Genomic DNA, 16,568 nt, shown 5'->3' with positions numbered 1-16,568 from the left:
TAAATATTTAGAGTCTTTTATTTAAATATATGTACACGTTTTATCGTAAAATCTACATGGTCACCAATATCATAATTATTATCCCAACTTACACAAGCGGTTAAAATTATATTCTCTACTGAAAATTTAATATGTACCTCTTTCCCAAGAGGTTGCATACTTACAATTATTCCAGATAAATCACTCTTATCCTCACATAAAATTAAATCCTCTGGTCGAATTCCTAATAGGTGGTTACCGCTGACATAGTTTTTAGAATTATAAATATAATCTGCTTGTATCTCACGTTTTTTATCAACTAGTGTTATGAAGACCTTTTTCTCCACTAACATACCATTTATAAAATTCATTGGTGGATTACCTAAGAAACCTGCTACAAATCTGTTCTTGGGTTCCATATACATTTGTTTTGGTGATGAATACTGCTGTAAGTTGCCCTTATCTAACAACAAAATCTTATCTGAAATGCTAAGGGCCTCTTCTTGGTCATGGGTAACAAATATAGTTGTAATCTTTAGTTTTCGTTGTAAACTCCTAATTTCATCTCTAAGCTCAATACGAAGTCTTGCATCTAGATTGGATAGTGGTTCGTCAAGTAATAGTATTTTAGGATCTTTTACTAAGGCTCTTGCAATTGCCACACGTTGTTGTTGACCTCCAGATAATTTGGAAGGCCTACGGTTTAATAACTCTTCAATTTGCAAAATCTTAACTACTTCTAGAACCTTATCTACTCGGCACTTCTTTTTCCACTTACGCATCTTTAATGGAAATTCGATATTTTCCATAACCGTCATATGAGGATAAAGTGCATAATCCTGAAACACCATTCCAATATCCCTAAGCTCTGCCTCTACATCATTCACGTTTACTCCATCAAAATATATATTGCCTGCTGTGGGCTTATCTAATCCCGCAATCATAGCCAATGTTGTACTTTTACCACAACCACTTGGTCCTAAAAGGCATACTAAGCTTCCATCCTCAATATCAATATTTAACCCGTTAACCGCCAGCACGTCTTTATATTGTTTTGATATATTTTCTAATCGTATTTTCATGGGTTTGCTCCTCTAATCGATTCCAATTATTTTCTGCAATGCATCCTTTAGCCCTACCATCCGTAAATATATTTCATTTTTCTTCATCATTTCTTCTAATACTTCCATAAAAACACCTTTTTCACTTTTTACATTAACCCTTTGTATTACTTCATTAATGTCCTCTAATCCAGAAAACTCTCCTCCCCATTTACCACAGCAAGTAATGTTCACTCCACAACTCGGACTTCCTTCAATGCCGATAATACCAAGGACTTCGAATTTGTCTGTCTCATTTACATATTCCTTCATCTGTAATATGATGGGCTCTAACATTTTTCTGCAGTTATCTCTAAAAAAAGGATTATCAAATTGGTCTTTTGTATGACCCCAACGATTAGAACCATACATTTTAAATTCCGGACAAGGTAACTGAACAAAATGTATATCCTCTTTAATTGCTTCACATAAAAATTTTTTTCTGTCCATTTCTTCTTCCGTAATATCTTTTCTATTATAATAAACGACCTTTGATGCAGTATTTAACACACAATGACTTACAAAAACGATTTTCTTTTTATCCATTATTTTCCCTCCATATATATTAAATTACATTTTAATTTATTACATTAAATCTAAATATACCACATTCTATTTATCATTAAAAATTCAAAATGCTAATAGATATGGCAGCAGCGATAGAAAATAACTATAAGGTAAAATGCTTATTTTCCAAAGTAATTAATAAGCTCACCGTTAATTTATGTATAAATTAATTCTATCTATTATAATGAAATGTAACATATTGCAGTATTATGTAATATATTGTGGTATTATGTTAGAAAGGATAGTTGTATTAAAATTAAAATACAATCAAATTATAATAGAAGTTTTTTGAGAATCGAGGTTAATTATTATGTGTAAAAATAAAAGTAGACGAACTATGGTATTGGGGTATTTTTCTATTGCTTGTTTATCACTAGTTATAATATTATTTAGTATTTATAGTATGAATAAAGTATGTATAGAGTCTGATTTTATTATAAAAAAAATACTTCCAGCAAAAACATTTTCAACAGAAATTCTAACATCATTAATTAACCAAGAAACAGGTATAAGGGCTTATATTATTTCAGAAGACAAAAGTTTTTTAGAGCCATATTATTTAGGACACAATCAATTGCAAGGATATTACAATTCTCTTGGTAATTTGAAACATACGGCAGTAGGAATGGACACTGCTAATCAACTTGATGCTCAGATGAAATCCATCGAAGCATTTTTTAAAGATCAAATATCCTTAGTTGATAATGGAAACTCAGCTCAGGCAAAATCCAACTTAATTAAAGGTAAAAATTTAGTTGATAAGTTTAGAGTCACTGATAATCTACTGATAAACAAAATTAATTTAGAGGTAAATATATCTCGTAACAAAGTTGCAAATACTCAAATAATTCAACGATGCCTATTAGCCTTCTTAGGTTTTATACTTGTTGTGTGTAATCTTCTCTTTGTTAGGTATATATGGAATTACACCTATGAAGAAGTTAAGAAAAAAAATGAAATCAATAAAGAATTACAAAAATTACTTATATCACATGAAGAATTTACTGCAAACATTTCACATGAACTTAAAACACCATTAAATGTAATTTCTTCAGCTATACAACTATTTCAAATGTATTGCAATAATGGTTCATTAGACCAGCGCAAAGACACAATAATTAAATATCTTGACTCAATGAAACTAAATTCTTATAGGTTATCAAAACTTATAAATAATATAGTTGATTCATCAAAAATTCAAGCAGGATTTTTCAAATTAAACTTATCCAATAACAATATAGTGGAAGTTGTAGAGGACATAGTGATGTCCGTAACTGATTTTACTGATAGCAAAGGTTTACATATTGTCTTTGATACAGATACAGAAGAAAAAATTATTGCTTGTGACCCCGAAATGATACAAAGAATATTATTAAATCTTATATCAAATGCCATAAAATTTTCAAAGGTTGGGGATGAAATATTTGTAGAAGTTGTTGATAAAAATGAGTTTGTTGAAATATCCGTTAAGGATGATGGAATCGGTATTGAAAAAAAGAACTTAGATATAATATTTGATAGATTTAAACAAGTAGACAAATCGCTATCAAGAAATGTAGAAGGCACAGGTATTGGCTTAAGTTTAGTTAAGTCTATTGTAGAGTTACATGGTGGTAGTATATGTGCTGAAAGTGAATTTGGAAAAGGAAGTAAGTTTATCGTTTCACTACCTTCAGCCAAGGTAATTGGGGAAAATAATCTATATAATAGCAAAGTAAAAAGTGAAGATGAAAGTATAAAAGTAGAACTTTCAGATGTTTATTCCTAATTGCTTATAAGCTTAATATACACTAATAACGTTAAAAGTGAATATGTTACTATAAATGGAGGATCACGAGTATGATAAATGCATTACATATTAAATTCAAGTGTCTAAATACCATTACTATTTTTTTATTTAGTATTAGTATTGTTGGTTGTAGTTCTGCAAAAATTGTACCTTTAAATAATACTACGCAGCAAACATCAATAAGTGTACAGGTTACGGAGAGTACAGTTATTACATTCCCAGATAAGAATTTAGAACAAACAATAAGAGAGGAAATACAATGCCCCACTGGAGATATTTTAAAGGATGATGTTGATAAGATAACAAAACTTCAAAACACTGAGGGCAAACATATTGCGAATCTTTCAGGTATAGAGCATTTAACTAATTTGTCCTCGTTAGATTTAGGTAATAATCAAATCAGCAACGTAGGTCCTTTAAAAGATTTAACTAGCTTGACTAATTTAAATTTAGCTACTAACCAAATAAGCAACATAGAACCTTTGAAAAATTTAACTAACTTAACTAATTTAGATTTAGGTACTAATCAGATGAGTGACATTGAGCCTTTAAAAGGTTTGACTAACTTGACTAATTTGAATCTAGCTGCTAATAAAATGAGTAACATAGAATCGTTAAAAAATCTAACTAAGTTGACTAATTTGGATTTAGCTACAAATCAAATGAGTAACATAGAGCCTTTAAAAGGACTTACTAACTTGACTAATCTAGATTTAGCCACTAATCAAATCAGCAATATAGAATCTTTAAAGGGTTTAACTAACTTAATTGATTTAGATTTAGCTACTAATCAGATGAATAATATAGATTCCTTAAAAGGTTTAACCAACTTGACTAGTTTAGATTTAGCTACTAATCAAATGAGTAACATAGACCCTATAAAGGAATTAGATAACTTAATTGAGTTAAATTTAGAAACTAATCAAATTAAAGATTACTCTCCGGCTGTAGTTTATTGTAAAAGCATAGTAAATATAGACATTGCCAACACAGACATTGCACCTAAACAAAAGATAATAAGTGGTGGTAATCAAGTTACAGATAGTCCAGTTATTACATATCCAGATGATAATTTTGAAAAATCAGTAAGCGATACAATACAATCTCCTATTGTAGATATTTTGAAGGGTGATGTTGATAAGATAACAATCCCTCAAAGCAATACTAATATTTCAGGCATAGAAAATCATACTGAGTCAGATTTAGATACTAACAATATCAGTAATATAGATCGTTTAAATTAACCTATTATTTAGCCTTACTTAACGCATCCTGAGCTGCACTAATAATTCCTTCACAGCTATAAGTAGCTCCTGATATTGTGTCTACTGAAGTGGATTGAGTTGAAATTATTTCTGAAATTATTCCACTTTCAACCCTTTCATAAAATCTTGGAGTATCTTCATTTGATACTGTTTTAACATTAGTAATTGTATTGTTTTTTATTGTAACTGAGATTTCAGTTGTACCACCTTTAAAACCGGAACCAGTTCCTATATAGGTTCCATCCTTATAATTGTTTTGATTTATTGCAGTTGAGCTGTCGCTGTCACTTATGCTAGTAGTACTTGATTCTTCAGAACTATCAGCTGCATTATTAGAAGTTGAATCTTCAGAAGTGTCAATTGTATTATTAGTAATTGACTCTTCAGAACTTTCAGTTGTACTTGTAGAAGTTGTACTCTGTGATGAACTTGTTTCTGCTTTACTTAACGCATCCTGAGCTGCACTAATAATTCCTTCACAGCTATATGTAGCTCCTGATACTGTATCTACGGTGGTTGATTGAGCTGAAATTATTTCAGAAATCATTTCACTTTCAACCCTATCATAAAAATTTGGAGTATCTTCATTTGATACTGTTTCAACATTAGTAATTATATTATCTTTTATTGTAACTGAGATTTCAGTTGTACCACCTTTAAACCCCGTACCGCTACCTGTATAAGTTCCATCAGTATATTTTTGAGAGGCGCTATTTGTACTAATACTTTCGTTGGTACTAGTTGCTGTACTTAATCCACTTTGAGCTAATGCAGCTCCCCCTAAATTATTAACAGTATAAAGGCCTACCATAGCAGCTATCGCTAAAGAACTAGCAAGTTCAGGATTTATATTTTCTCCAAGAACATTTACCTTAGTATTATTTCTAGGGCACGTTTCAATGCATTTAAAACAGTTAATACAATCTCCACCACGCACACTTTCAACTTCATAAAGTGATAACCCCATTGAACAATTATTTGTACACAATCTACAACTTCCACATTTATCAGTTGGCTTTTTAATCTTTAATATACCTATTCTAGAAAATATATTAAAAACAGCTCCTAAAGGACATAAATATCTGCAGAAAAATCTCTCTACGAAAAACGCTCCTATAGATATTAGAATTAATAATATAACTCCTATAGTATAATCGGATAATACCTGTGGAAAATTCGTTATTTGCGCAAAAGCATCCCAAGGACTACTTGTATCCAAAACTTTGCTTCCCATGGTCCATACAACAATTACAAGTAATAATAACACTATATATTTTACGTATTTTAGAGCAGCATCTACCTTTTTATCTACTTTAAAGTTAATTTTAAATACATTTTTAGATAGCAAATGAAGTAAATCATTATAGGTTCCAAAAGCACAAATCCAGCCGCAGAAAAATCTACCAAGCACAATAGTTATAACAATTGCTGTTATGAATTCAATTAAACTAGGAAAGGCTGCAATAAGATTAAAGTCACCTTTAATAATCATTTCATAAATACTTTTAAGTCCTGAAAAGGCTAATATAAATAAGCCCGGCGATAAAACAAATAGAATAAGTTGTGTTATCAGTCTAAATATTTGTATTTTTTGTATTTTCTTTTTCATCTTTATATCCCCTTAAAAACCATATTTTTAAACGTAAATTCCTTATTATTAAGTGTAATATTTTCTCTAATGCCTGACGTAACATAAATATCTTTATTTTTAGTTATAAATATGGCATCTACACCCTCTATTTCCTCTATTAATTTAATAGCCTTCTGTGTCCCCATAATATACACACCTGTAGATAATCCATCACCGTCAATAGAGTTATCAGAAATTACTGTAGCACTGACAATATCACTTTCTGATGGGAACCCGGTAATTGGATCTATTATATGATGAAATCTTTTACCATCCTCTTCAAAATATCTTTCATAATTACCGGAAGTAACCACTGCTTTATTAATTACATTTATGCTTAAGGCAAATTCACCACGTGTTTTAAATGGATTTTGAATACCAACACCCCAAGGTGTTCCATCCTTTTTTTTACCAAGAGCCAATATATTTCCGCCAAGATTTATGAGAGCACTTTTAATACCATTTTTCATTAAGACATTTTTTACTTCATCTGCTGCAAAACCTTTTGCGATACCTCCAACGTCAATTTCCTGATTTTTCTTCTTTAAGAATATTGAGCTAGTGTTTTTTTCTAAAACTATATCCTTGTAATTTACAACTTTGAGTTTCTCTTTAACTTCATTACTGCTTGGAATCCTTGCATCCTTTTTTCCAATACCCCATAATTCAACTATTGGTCTAATTGTTATATCAAATGCTCCTTTTGAAATGCAACAGTATTTTATAGCCTTTTGAATAACATAATAAGTATCCTCACTAACTATCTGTGGCTGATTGCCGGCATGTTTGTTTATTTTTGAGATTTCGCTCTGCTCTTTAAATACTGACATTTTATTATCTATTTCACAGAGCTTTTCAATTGATTCTCTAATAGCCTTTTCTGCATTTTTTCCATATACTTTTAATTCATTTAAAGTTCCAAGAGAATAAAATTCTCTAGAAATATAAGGTTTCTTATTATCGCCTGTTATAAATATTAAAATTAAAATAATTACTGTTAGTACAGACATTATAATTAATAAACTATCAGTAGTAAGCACCATAGCTATCAACCCTCCCTTCAATCTTTTAAATTCAGAATTACTGTATATAATTTCTATGTTTTAATTGTATCTGCAGTTAATGTCAAAGCGGTGTCAATATAATGTTAGTTTTGTTTGTTTTGTGTATTTTTTGTAACTTTTCATAAAATGGAATTAATTTTCAATCAAAAAAAGTACCTATTAGGCACTTTTTTTCTTCATACATTCTTTTATGATTTCTCATTTTTAATTTTCTTTTTATCTTCATACATTCTTTTATCAGCAAGAGCAATTATGGTATCAATATTTTCTTCAGAACAGCGTCTTATTGCATATCCAAATGCTGCAGATATTTTAATGGTTTTATTTATATTAACTATTAAGCTTTTTTCTGAAATAATCCTTTTAACCTTTGATATGTAAATGTCTACTTGCTCTTCATTTATATTCTCTAATATTAAAAGGAATTCGTCACCACCCATTCTTAAAATAAGGTTACATTCAGAAAAAGCTTGTTTCAATATATCAGCAAAACATTTTAATAATTCATCACCAATAATATGACCATATTTGTCGTTAACTGTTTTTAAATCATTTACGTCAGAAACAATTATTGTCTGAGGATATTGACAAGTATCTAGTTTGTCTTTTACTTTATCATTATAGTAATTTCTATTGTAAATGTTTGTTAATGTGTCCGTATATAAAAGGTGTTCCTTTTCCCTAAGCAAAGATGTTTTAATTTTTTCACTTAACAACTCTTTAAATAATTTAATTACAAACAATATTATTAGAAATATCAAAGCAGCTAGACCCAGAATTACAAAAATAAGGCTTTTATATTTTTCATTGCTTGTTTCATGAGGTACTTCAGCATAGCCTGCATTGAATAATTCATCCATATCCATAAGAGGAATAACCTTGTCAATTATACTTGCAAGTTCAGGAGTATTTTTTGAAATTCCATAATATAAGTATGAATCTGTACTTGTTGTTCCCTTTTGAACAATATCATATAACTGCATATTTTCAATATAAAAACGAAGTACACTTGGATTTTCTATAAGATATTCAACTTTTCCTTCTTGAAGTAGCTTTAGTGATTCCTGAATATTGTTAGTTTCTATAATATTTACACTGGTAAGGTTTTTCCTAAGATATTCATTGTGCCAAAAACCTTTTATAACAGCAACTTTTTTTCCTTCAAGCCCAAAAACATCATGAGCATCTTTGCTTCCTGTTTTGCCCATAATTATATCTCTTTCAGTGCTGTAAGGCCTTGGGTATAATATGTGTTTTAGTCTATCATCAGTTTTGGCAATATTTAAAACATTTATTTCACCTTTCACAAGCTTTTTCTCAAGTATATCAAAATTATCATAAACATAATTAAATTTTACACCAGTTTTAGCTGATATATCTTTTATAATTTCTCCACTTATGCCTCCATAAATACCATCTTTATAATAATCAAAGGGAAGGTAATCCTTTGTAATACCAATAGTTGCCGTGCCATTATTCTTTAGCCAGTCCGATTCACTTTGTGTAAGTTTCATAATTTTTATGTTATACTCAACTTCGCTTTCCTTCATCAATTTAGGCAGACTCCTAACCAATAATTCATCAACTTCTTTATCCAATATTGAAGCTAGAATCTTGTCCACTTTTCTTGTAGAAAGTGTTCTATCAGAGGTTATTTTATCTAACTTAAAAACATACTTTAATTCTGGGAACTCATAAATATAATCATATACTGCATCACCGCCTGATGTAATAAATGCATCAATTTCATTATTCTTTAAGGCTCCTATCAAGTCTTTTTCAGAGTTATATGTTTTTGAATCATACTTTATATTCTTATAAAGTTGAGGCAGTAGTTCCATTACAATATCATTTTTAAGAAACCCTATTTTCCTTTTATCAATATCACCTATGGTATGTATATCTCCGCCTTCTCTAGCTATAAGTGCATAAGGAGACTTGCTTAAAGGCTTAGTGAAAACCATGAGTTTATCTCTTTCAGGAGTTTTGTTTGCTCCAAAAAGAATATCAACACTACCATTTTGAAGTCCTGAATAAACCTCTCCCCAAGTCTTTGATGCTTCAAGTCTTATATTTATACCTAAATCTTTATTAATAATTTTTATTAGATGGATTAAGTATCCTTTTTCCTCACCATTATATTTGAAATATTCACTTCCAGAATACGGATCTATGCCAAGAGTTAAAACTCTATTTTTATTTTTAGCTAGCCATTGTTGTTCTTCACTAGTTAACGATATTGCGCTACTTGAACTAGAAAATACAATGTTTCCAGCCAAAACCACTATAATTAAAATAAATAGCAATTTTTTTAAAAAATATTTCAATTGTATCACACCCCAAAAGTAATTAGTTATAATGTTTACTATAGTTCTATAAAATAATTGAAATTCCTTTTAAAAAGATAAGTTTACTAAATCCTATAATATTTAAGCTACATTTTTCACAAAAAATAATTTATGGAAAGTCATTTTGGCTTTCCATAAAAATTGTAATAACATTAGTGTAGCATCTGAATACCCACTTAATGATATACTCTCCTGTCCAATAATTGCAGTATAATAAAAAAATAAGGCAAATTTAAAACTAGCCTTCTTTCATCCTTATTTTTTATTTGTTTTCTTTTGTCCTTCTTCTTTTTCTCTCTCTTCTTTTTCAAGTTTTCTAGGAAAAACAAAAGTAAAGTAAGTAAATCCTACAATTAGTATCCCCGCTGTAAACATTACCATTATATCTTGACCAGTCATATGATTACCTCCTCGTATTGGTTGTGGTGTCAGTGTTTATGTTAATATTTGTAAATGGTTTTATCAAAAAATAATAGAGTGGAAACCTCAAATAAGAGTTTCCCACCCTAGAAACAAATTTCTTGGAATCAAACCTAAGTTTGTCCAACCGATAAAAAATATTATATTAACATAATACTACAAAATCTACATTAATTCAATTTATAATGTGATTTCACCCACATGCAATTGGTGTATGAGTGACATTTTTGCAACTATTTCAATAATTTCTTCTGTTTGAAGTTACTGAATTTGAGTTATATATTATGAAACTTGAAATTATAGGTAAAACATAGTAAAATTAAACCAAGTTATTACAATAAACAATACAAAATTACATTCTTTTTCCATAAAAAAGATGCTTTAACAGAGATTAATCTCAGTTTATACTAGGAGGGAAACACTGATGAATGTATTAATAGTAGAAGATGATGAGCTGCAGAGAAAAAATTTAAATAATATGGTACAAAAAATAGATAAAAACATAAATATATATGAATGTGAAGATAAAGATGAAGCTCTAAAAATAACAAGTTTAAATAATATAGATATTTTTTATGTAGATATTTCACTGAAAAATTCATCAGGATTAGATTTTGCTATAGAGCTTAGAAAAATACCAAGATACGAATTTAGTTTGATTGTTTTTTTAACAACTCATGTTGAATATATAAGTCAAGCCTTTAAACAAGTTCATTGTTATGACTATATCCTGAAGCCCTATGATATATCTGATGTAATGAATATGACAAAACGATATATATTAAATGGCAATAATATAGTAAAACCTCAAAAAGATAAACGCTATGTGGTATTTGATATTAAAAAAGGTATTAAAGTAAAGGTATTTGTTGATGAGATAATTTTCATAGAAGTCGCTCTTCGAATCTGTTTAGTACATACAGTAAATGGTGTTTATAAAATTAGTAAATTAGCTCTAAAAAACATTATTAAGCTTATAAATTGTACCAATATACTTCAGTGCCACAAATCTTTTGCTGTTAATATTAATCATATAAGAGAAATAACACATATAGATAGCAAATTGAGTGAAATTCATTTTAATGATTATGATAAAAGTGCTCTCTTAGGTTATAAATTTAAAAGTATAATAATGGATAATTTTCAATAATAATATAATATTTTAAAATACCAGAATTATTTTTAGCAATTCTTTGAAGATAATTATCCGGTTTTTAAAATATCATTAAAGCAAACTTTAAGTAAAGTAGTTTCCCCACCATAAATCAAAATAAACATGGTAACCTCCAGAGTTAACAATTAGATTTCTTTTCATGTTATTAAATAGATGTTTTATGTATTTATACTTGTATTAAATAAAACCTTACAATAAAATTAATAATGTATTTAGCTTTATATTGTTATAATTTTAACAAATTTATTCATTAAAGGAGATTAATCTATGCTTATCGTTCAAAATCTAAGTAAAAAATATTCTAAAGAATTAGTTGTAAATAATATTAGCTTTCAAGTTAATGAGGGTGAAATTGCTATTCTCTTAGGTCCAAATGGAGCTGGGAAAAGCACCACAATAAAATGCATTACTGGACTATTAAAATATGATGGATATATTGAAATTTGTGGTCATAAAAATAAAAGTGTTGAAGCAAAAAAACAATTTTCCTATGTTCCAGAAGTTCCAGCCATGTTTGATTTACTCACAGTTTATGAACATATAGAATATATGGCTGCAGCTTATGGCATTGGAGAATATAAAGATCAAGCGGAGGAATTATTAGAAAGATTTGATCTAAGTGATAAAAGGGCTAAACTTGGGAAAGAACTATCCAAGGGTATGATGCAAAAGGTAAGCATTTGTTGTGCTTTAATAACACAACCTAAAGTAATATTATTTGATGAGCCCTTAATAGGACTAGATCCTAAAGCAATAAAGGAACTAAAAAAAGCGCTGATAGAACTTAAAGAAAAAGGAGCTTCTATTTTAATAAGTACTCACATAATAGACAGTGTTGATGAAATTTGGGACAAAGTATTGATAATGAAAACCGGGAATATAGTTCTATCCGGTACAAAGCAAGAGCTTATGAACAGGAATGAGACCTTAGAAGAACTCTTTTTTGAAGCCACGGAGGACAAACTATGAAGCCATTAATCTATATACTAAAAAAATCCGTAAAAAATCGTTTGCTTGAACTAAAGCGAAAGCCAGCCAAGATAATTGGCTATGTTATAATTTTTATACTTTTATCTATAACCCTTATTTTCAATGGGGGTACTAAAGGAAAACAAAAGATTTTAGATCCAGCCTTATACAATGCCATTGTAGGAGTGGTTATTATACTTTTTACTGCACCAGACCTTTATTCCTCAATAAATAATGGAGCTACTTTTTTTCGCGGTGCAGATATAAACCTAGTGTTTACATCTCCTGTTAGTCCTCAGAAAGTTTTAATATATGGATTTATAAAACAAATATATACTTCTTTTATAGCAGTATTTTTTGTTTTATTTCAAGGCCCTACACTTTATCGTTTTAGTAATATCAAGTCCTATGGAGTTATTGTAGCTGTCCTTGGCTTATTCCTTATGCTTATTTTTAACTCAGTTCTAAAAATATTATTATATTCAGTAGCTTCTAAAAACAAGAAAAATAAGCTTTTATTAAAATCCACTTTTAAAATTTTAGGAGCAGCTGCAGTTATAGCCTACTTTATAGAATTGTATATAACTAAATCACCAAGTAAAGCTATTATAACCACACTTAATATTCCTGCTATTTCCTATATTCCTGTATACGGCTGGGTAAGGTCAATTATAATGTCTTCAATGACTGGTATAGGTCCAACGTTCTTTGTTTATATAGCTCTAATTATGGCATTTGGTGCTCTTTGCAGTTATATAGTTTACTCTATTAAACTCGACTATTATGAAGATGTGTTAGCTTCGACGCAGTTAAAAGAAACAGCCATCTCTGCCACGCGTAATGGTGAAAAAATATTTATGCAAACTGGTAAAAAAACTAGAGTAAGAAAAGTTCTCTACAATAGAAAAGGAAAATTTGCCTCTGCTATACTTTGGAGACAAATATTAGAGTATAAAAAGACTGGTTTTGCATTTATTAACATAGGATCTATTATGTATACAATTATAGCAATAACTGCTGGATTCTTTAGTCCTTTAAAAGATTTAAGATTGATCTTAGGTGGCATGATATATCTTCAATTAATTTTTACCTTTGCTAGTAAGTGGCAAAAGGATTTATCAAACCCATATATTTATATGTTGCCAGACCATGCCTTTAAGAAAGTTATATATGCAACAGCAGTAGATAATTTTAAAAACTTTATTGATGGAACTATAGTGTTTGTAATAACTGGATTATTATTTAAAAGTAGTATCCTTCTTATTTTTCTTAATATAATAGCCTTTGTTTCAATAGGTTCTCTTTTCATCTATGGTGGAATTCTCACTAGGAGAATTTTAGGTAGTGGTAAAAACCTAGTCTTCACTGCTTTTATACGAATGGCAATCTTAATTCTAATATTAGCACCAGGAATAGTTCTTTTGGCAGCATTATATAATTCTGTTGGAATGCTCATTGCCTACATTACATTTATAGGCTATAATCTTATATTTAGCAGCTTGATTTTATTTTTGGGCAAAGGAGTATTTGAGAATATTGAACTATGAAATAAAAAAATCAACCTTAACTGTCCTCTGTCAATTGTCAACTATTGAAATGTTATCCACATTATTTTCCGCAAGCTGTTTCCTATATAATAAAAAAGTACTAATATTAGATGGAGGTATATATATGAATATATTTAAAAAATGGTATAACAACTTTATAAAAGATATGGAAAAAGCCAATAAAGAAAGTTTTGGTGATAAAAAATTAGATTGCTGTGGCTTAAATGATAATAAGAAAAAAAAGGTCAAAAGTAATTCCACCTACACAACCAATGGAAGTCAAAAAATCCTTAGCTTAAGCTAAGGATTTTTGAGTTTTTACTCTTTCCATTTAATAATTGAAATTTGCGATATATTTTAGTAACTCTTTAACATTTTCTCATGTAATAGGTATATTTGCTTCATTATAATTTTATCAGCTTGAACTTGCGTTATTGTTCCATTATCTACAAGCTTAATTAATGGATTTATATAACTTATATTGTTGCTATCCTTATGTATTTTAGGATCTTGCTCAGCCATAGTTTTAGTCTTTTCTAAATTTATTTTCACTTTATCTTGAGGTTTAGTAATTATAGCCTTAATCTTATTTGCTTGATCTGCAGTTATAGTATTAGGAGCTACAGGGTCTACAAAATTTTCATCTAAATCCTGTTTTATATTAACTTTACCTAGTTTATTCTCATTTGTTAAAAGTGACCTTCCGTATATGTTTAGTGGTTGCACAGTTACTGCAAAAGTAGTACTAACAGATGATAAAAGTATACCTCCTGTTATTAATCCTGCAAGGATCTTTGTTCTTGAAAATATATTTATCATTTTAATCTCTCCTCCTTTATTTATTTTTATTGATTCTAATTCTAAATTATATACAATAAGAATGTCAAAAAGGTGTCAATATTATGTTAGTTTTGTATATTTTTTATTAATAATGAGACTTACCTCAATTATTTTTATAGTTACTCTGTAATATAGAAATTATAATCTTTACCACCCTTTTTCTTAGTAAAATACATAGCATTATCTGCATTATGGATAAGATCTTTCATATTCTCTGAATCATCTGGATAAATGGCTATTCCTATGCTTATATCTACATCCAAATTCACATTATTCCACTGCACAGGTTTAGCTACATACTCAAGCATTCTATTGGCAAGATTTGAAGCATCATCCTTGGTCTTTATAAAAGGTTGAATCACAAGAAACTCATCTCCTCCAAGTCTTCCAATTATATCAGCTTTTCTTACAGTCTCTTGTAATCTTTTTGCTATGTTTTTTAACACCTCATCCCCTGCATTATGTCCGTGTATATCATTAATTAGTTTAAATTTGTCTACATCAAAAAGCATCACTGCAAATTTGAACTTATTTCTTTTAGATTGCTCTAATGTTTTTTTGAATTGCTTCATCAAAAATCCTCTATTGGGAATATATGTTAAAGCATCATAGTTTGCAAGGTACTTAATCTTTTCTTCATATTGTTTTCTTTCAGTAATATCACGAATAATATGAATTCTAATCAATTCACCGTTTATCTCTGTAGTCCTGGAGCTCACTTCTACAGGAAAACTTGAACCATCCTTTCTAACATTGACACATTCATATACTATTCCATCTGAAGCTGACATTTCCATTTGCCCTTGATAATCTTTCATAGTTAAAGGATGTCTTAATTGTTGTAATTTCATATTTAAAAACTCTACGCGAGAGTAACCATATTTTTCTACCGCAGTTTTATTTGCATCAATAACTCTTTCATCTGCATTAATATAAAGTATTATATCCTTCGCATTCTCAAACAGTATAAAGTGTTTTTTTAATATTTCATTGGCTTTCATAATATCTGTAATATCATTAAATAGAATAATAACTTGGCCTTTAATTGGACTAATAATATTAACTTTGAAGTACTTGTCTATAGTTTTAAAGTATGTATTTCGTTGCATTCCTTTACCGCTTGAAACAACTTCACCACATGCATCAATCCATTTTGAATCTATATCAGGGTATAGTTCCTTAATTGTTTTACCTACAATATTTTCTCTACTAATTCCAACCATATTTATAAAATAATTGTTTAGCTCTAATATTTTAAAGTCTAGCAGGATTCCATCACTTCCATAAATAACCTTATTTAATAGAAACCCTTCCTCCAAAGAATTAAACAACTTATTAAAATATGCCTCACAATCACCATTACAGACGTAACGTTTAAACATTTATACATATCCACCCCTTAAATGTTAAATTAGCAACTTATTATACTTCAAACAAAATAAAGCCATGAAAACCTAATCATTTCACAATTAAAGTCCCTGACTTTATATTAACATTAATTTTCATCTAAGTTATCTTTTATTTTAAAGTCTTTTTATGATTTATGACATGCTAACCAATATGAGATACAAAATCTTTCGTACTTATAGATAAGTTAACTATATTATTATCATCCGCCATTACAAATAAAATATTTGTTTATACGCATTTGATTTATATCAAATTATCTTTTAGTCAATTATATTTTTACTCAGCATCTATTGTTATGTAATACCCCCTGTTAGTATTGCTATAAGAATTGTTAAGTTAAATAAAGATTCCCCCAAACTTTTGGTTTGAGGGAATCTTTATTTTTAGTTCATATATACTTTCATAGTTAAAACAAATCAGCCTTTTTTACTTCCACCGACATGCCACTTGCCACGTGAGTAACACC

Annotated in this window: 14 protein-coding genes and 1 other annotated feature; of the genes, 6 read left to right on the top strand and 8 right to left on the bottom strand. The window is 29.1% G+C overall.

Annotated features, from left to right (window positions below; genetic code table 11):
* Positions 1 to 17 precede the first annotated feature (17 nt).
* Positions 18 to 1,061, bottom strand: a complete 1,044-nt coding sequence (locus ACREVU_RS10175) for an ABC transporter ATP-binding protein (RefSeq protein ID WP_431551486.1) — start codon at positions 1,059 to 1,061, stop codon at positions 18 to 20.
* 12 nt (positions 1,062 to 1,073) lie between these two features.
* A complete protein-coding gene (locus ACREVU_RS10170; RefSeq protein ID WP_431551485.1) occupies positions 1,074 to 1,625 on the bottom strand; it encodes a CD3072 family TudS-related putative desulfidase in 552 nt (183 codons plus the stop codon).
* Between the two features lie 331 nt (positions 1,626 to 1,956).
* On the opposite strand from ACREVU_RS10170, the gene ACREVU_RS10165 reads away from it, so the two are divergent.
* Together ACREVU_RS10165 and ACREVU_RS10160 are read left to right on the top strand one after the other, a co-directional pair.
* Positions 1,957 to 3,414 (top strand): ATP-binding protein, encoded by a 1,458-nt coding sequence (locus tag ACREVU_RS10165; RefSeq protein WP_431551484.1) that lies wholly within the window; start codon positions 1,957 to 1,959, stop codon positions 3,412 to 3,414.
* 71 nt (positions 3,415 to 3,485) lie between these two features.
* Positions 3,486 to 4,679 carry a leucine-rich repeat domain-containing protein gene (locus tag ACREVU_RS10160; protein ID WP_431551483.1) on the top strand — a complete coding sequence of 398 codons (1,194 nt, stop codon included), beginning with the start codon at positions 3,486 to 3,488 and terminating at the stop codon, positions 4,677 to 4,679.
* Positions 4,680 to 4,683: 4 nt separating this feature from the next.
* On the opposite strand, the gene ACREVU_RS10155 is transcribed toward ACREVU_RS10160, so the two are convergent.
* The 4 genes from ACREVU_RS10155 to ACREVU_RS10140 form a co-directional block, all read right to left on the bottom strand.
* Positions 4,684 to 6,309 (bottom strand): FMN-binding protein, encoded by a 1,626-nt coding sequence (locus ACREVU_RS10155; protein WP_431551482.1) that lies wholly within the window; start codon positions 6,307 to 6,309, stop codon positions 4,684 to 4,686.
* A 2-nt stretch (positions 6,310 to 6,311) separates the two neighbouring features.
* Entirely contained in the window at positions 6,312 to 7,373 is a 1,062-nt protein-coding gene (locus tag ACREVU_RS10150; protein WP_431551481.1) for an FAD:protein FMN transferase, read from the bottom strand.
* A 209-nt stretch (positions 7,374 to 7,582) separates the two neighbouring features.
* Positions 7,583 to 9,700, bottom strand: a complete 2,118-nt coding sequence (locus ACREVU_RS10145) for a transporter substrate-binding domain-containing diguanylate cyclase (protein ID WP_431551480.1) — start codon at positions 9,698 to 9,700, stop codon at positions 7,583 to 7,585.
* A gap of 297 nt (positions 9,701 to 9,997) precedes the next feature.
* On the bottom strand, positions 9,998 to 10,141 hold the full coding sequence (locus tag ACREVU_RS10140) for a hypothetical protein (RefSeq protein WP_431551479.1): 144 nt from the start codon (positions 10,139 to 10,141) through the stop codon (positions 9,998 to 10,000).
* Between the two features lie 96 nt (positions 10,142 to 10,237).
* Positions 10,238 to 10,291 (bottom strand) — a sequence feature (sodium ion sensor (DUF1646 type); this cis-regulatory element may regulate processes involved in with the transportation of sodium ions).
* Between the two features lie 295 nt (positions 10,292 to 10,586).
* Between ACREVU_RS10140 and ACREVU_RS10135 the strand changes: the two genes are divergently transcribed.
* The 4 genes from ACREVU_RS10135 (at position 10,587) to ACREVU_RS10120 (ending at position 14,156) form a co-directional block, all read left to right on the top strand.
* Entirely contained in the window at positions 10,587 to 11,312 is a 726-nt protein-coding gene (locus tag ACREVU_RS10135; RefSeq protein WP_431551478.1) for a LytR/AlgR family response regulator transcription factor, read from the top strand.
* Positions 11,313 to 11,603: 291 nt separating this feature from the next.
* Positions 11,604 to 12,305 carry an ABC transporter ATP-binding protein gene (locus tag ACREVU_RS10130; RefSeq protein ID WP_431551477.1) on the top strand — a complete coding sequence of 234 codons (702 nt, stop codon included), beginning with the start codon at positions 11,604 to 11,606 and terminating at the stop codon, positions 12,303 to 12,305.
* On the top strand, positions 12,302 to 13,852 hold the full coding sequence (locus ACREVU_RS10125; RefSeq protein ID WP_431551476.1) for a putative ABC exporter domain-containing protein: 1,551 nt from the start codon (positions 12,302 to 12,304) through the stop codon (positions 13,850 to 13,852). The genes ACREVU_RS10130 and ACREVU_RS10125 overlap by 4 nt, the downstream gene beginning before the upstream one ends.
* A gap of 124 nt (positions 13,853 to 13,976) precedes the next feature.
* On the top strand, positions 13,977 to 14,156 hold the full coding sequence (locus tag ACREVU_RS10120; RefSeq protein WP_431551475.1) for an LDCC motif putative metal-binding protein: 180 nt from the start codon (positions 13,977 to 13,979) through the stop codon (positions 14,154 to 14,156).
* Positions 14,157 to 14,209: 53 nt separating this feature from the next.
* On the opposite strand, the gene ACREVU_RS10115 is transcribed toward ACREVU_RS10120, so the two are convergent.
* Both ACREVU_RS10115 and ACREVU_RS10110 read right to left on the bottom strand, forming a co-directional pair.
* Entirely contained in the window at positions 14,210 to 14,671 is a 462-nt protein-coding gene (locus ACREVU_RS10115; RefSeq protein ID WP_431551474.1) for a hypothetical protein, read from the bottom strand.
* A gap of 140 nt (positions 14,672 to 14,811) precedes the next feature.
* A complete protein-coding gene (locus tag ACREVU_RS10110) occupies positions 14,812 to 16,074 on the bottom strand; it encodes a PAS domain-containing protein (protein ID WP_431551473.1) in 1,263 nt (420 codons plus the stop codon).
* Positions 16,075 to 16,568 lie beyond the last annotated feature (494 nt).

The organism is Clostridium sp., from assembly GCF_050717535.1.
GTDB lineage: Bacteria > Bacillota > Clostridia > Clostridiales > Clostridiaceae > Clostridium_AD.
The sequence above is the reverse complement of the archived record's forward strand: the minus strand, read 5'-3'. Positions and strand labels throughout refer to the sequence as shown.

Bases quoted from the DNA above. Each gene is read 5' to 3' on its own strand.
- ACREVU_RS10125 (WP_431551476.1), top strand. From the start codon at position 12,302: ATGAAGCCATTAATCTATATACTAAAAAAATCCGTAAAAAATCGTTTG.
- ACREVU_RS10135 (WP_431551478.1), top strand. From the start codon at position 10,587: ATGAATGTATTAATAGTAGAAGATGATGAGCTGCAGAGAAAAAATTTA.
- ACREVU_RS10115 (WP_431551474.1), bottom strand. From the start codon at position 14,671: ATGATAAATATATTTTCAAGAACAAAGATCCTTGCAGGATTAATAACA.
- ACREVU_RS10160 (WP_431551483.1), top strand. From the start codon at position 3,486: ATGATAAATGCATTACATATTAAATTCAAGTGTCTAAATACCATTACT.
- ACREVU_RS10165 (WP_431551484.1), top strand. From the start codon at position 1,957: ATGTGTAAAAATAAAAGTAGACGAACTATGGTATTGGGGTATTTTTCT.
- ACREVU_RS10175 (WP_431551486.1), bottom strand. From the start codon at position 1,061: ATGAAAATACGATTAGAAAATATATCAAAACAATATAAAGACGTGCTG.
- ACREVU_RS10155 (WP_431551482.1), bottom strand. From the start codon at position 6,309: ATGAAAAAGAAAATACAAAAAATACAAATATTTAGACTGATAACACAA.
- ACREVU_RS10150 (WP_431551481.1), bottom strand. From the start codon at position 7,373: ATGGTGCTTACTACTGATAGTTTATTAATTATAATGTCTGTACTAACA.
- ACREVU_RS10140 (WP_431551479.1), bottom strand. From the start codon at position 10,141: ATGACTGGTCAAGATATAATGGTAATGTTTACAGCGGGGATACTAATT.
- ACREVU_RS10110 (WP_431551473.1), bottom strand. From the start codon at position 16,074: ATGTTTAAACGTTACGTCTGTAATGGTGATTGTGAGGCATATTTTAAT.
- ACREVU_RS10130 (WP_431551477.1), top strand. From the start codon at position 11,604: ATGCTTATCGTTCAAAATCTAAGTAAAAAATATTCTAAAGAATTAGTT.
- ACREVU_RS10170 (WP_431551485.1), bottom strand. From the start codon at position 1,625: ATGGATAAAAAGAAAATCGTTTTTGTAAGTCATTGTGTGTTAAATACT.
- ACREVU_RS10120 (WP_431551475.1), top strand. From the start codon at position 13,977: ATGAATATATTTAAAAAATGGTATAACAACTTTATAAAAGATATGGAA.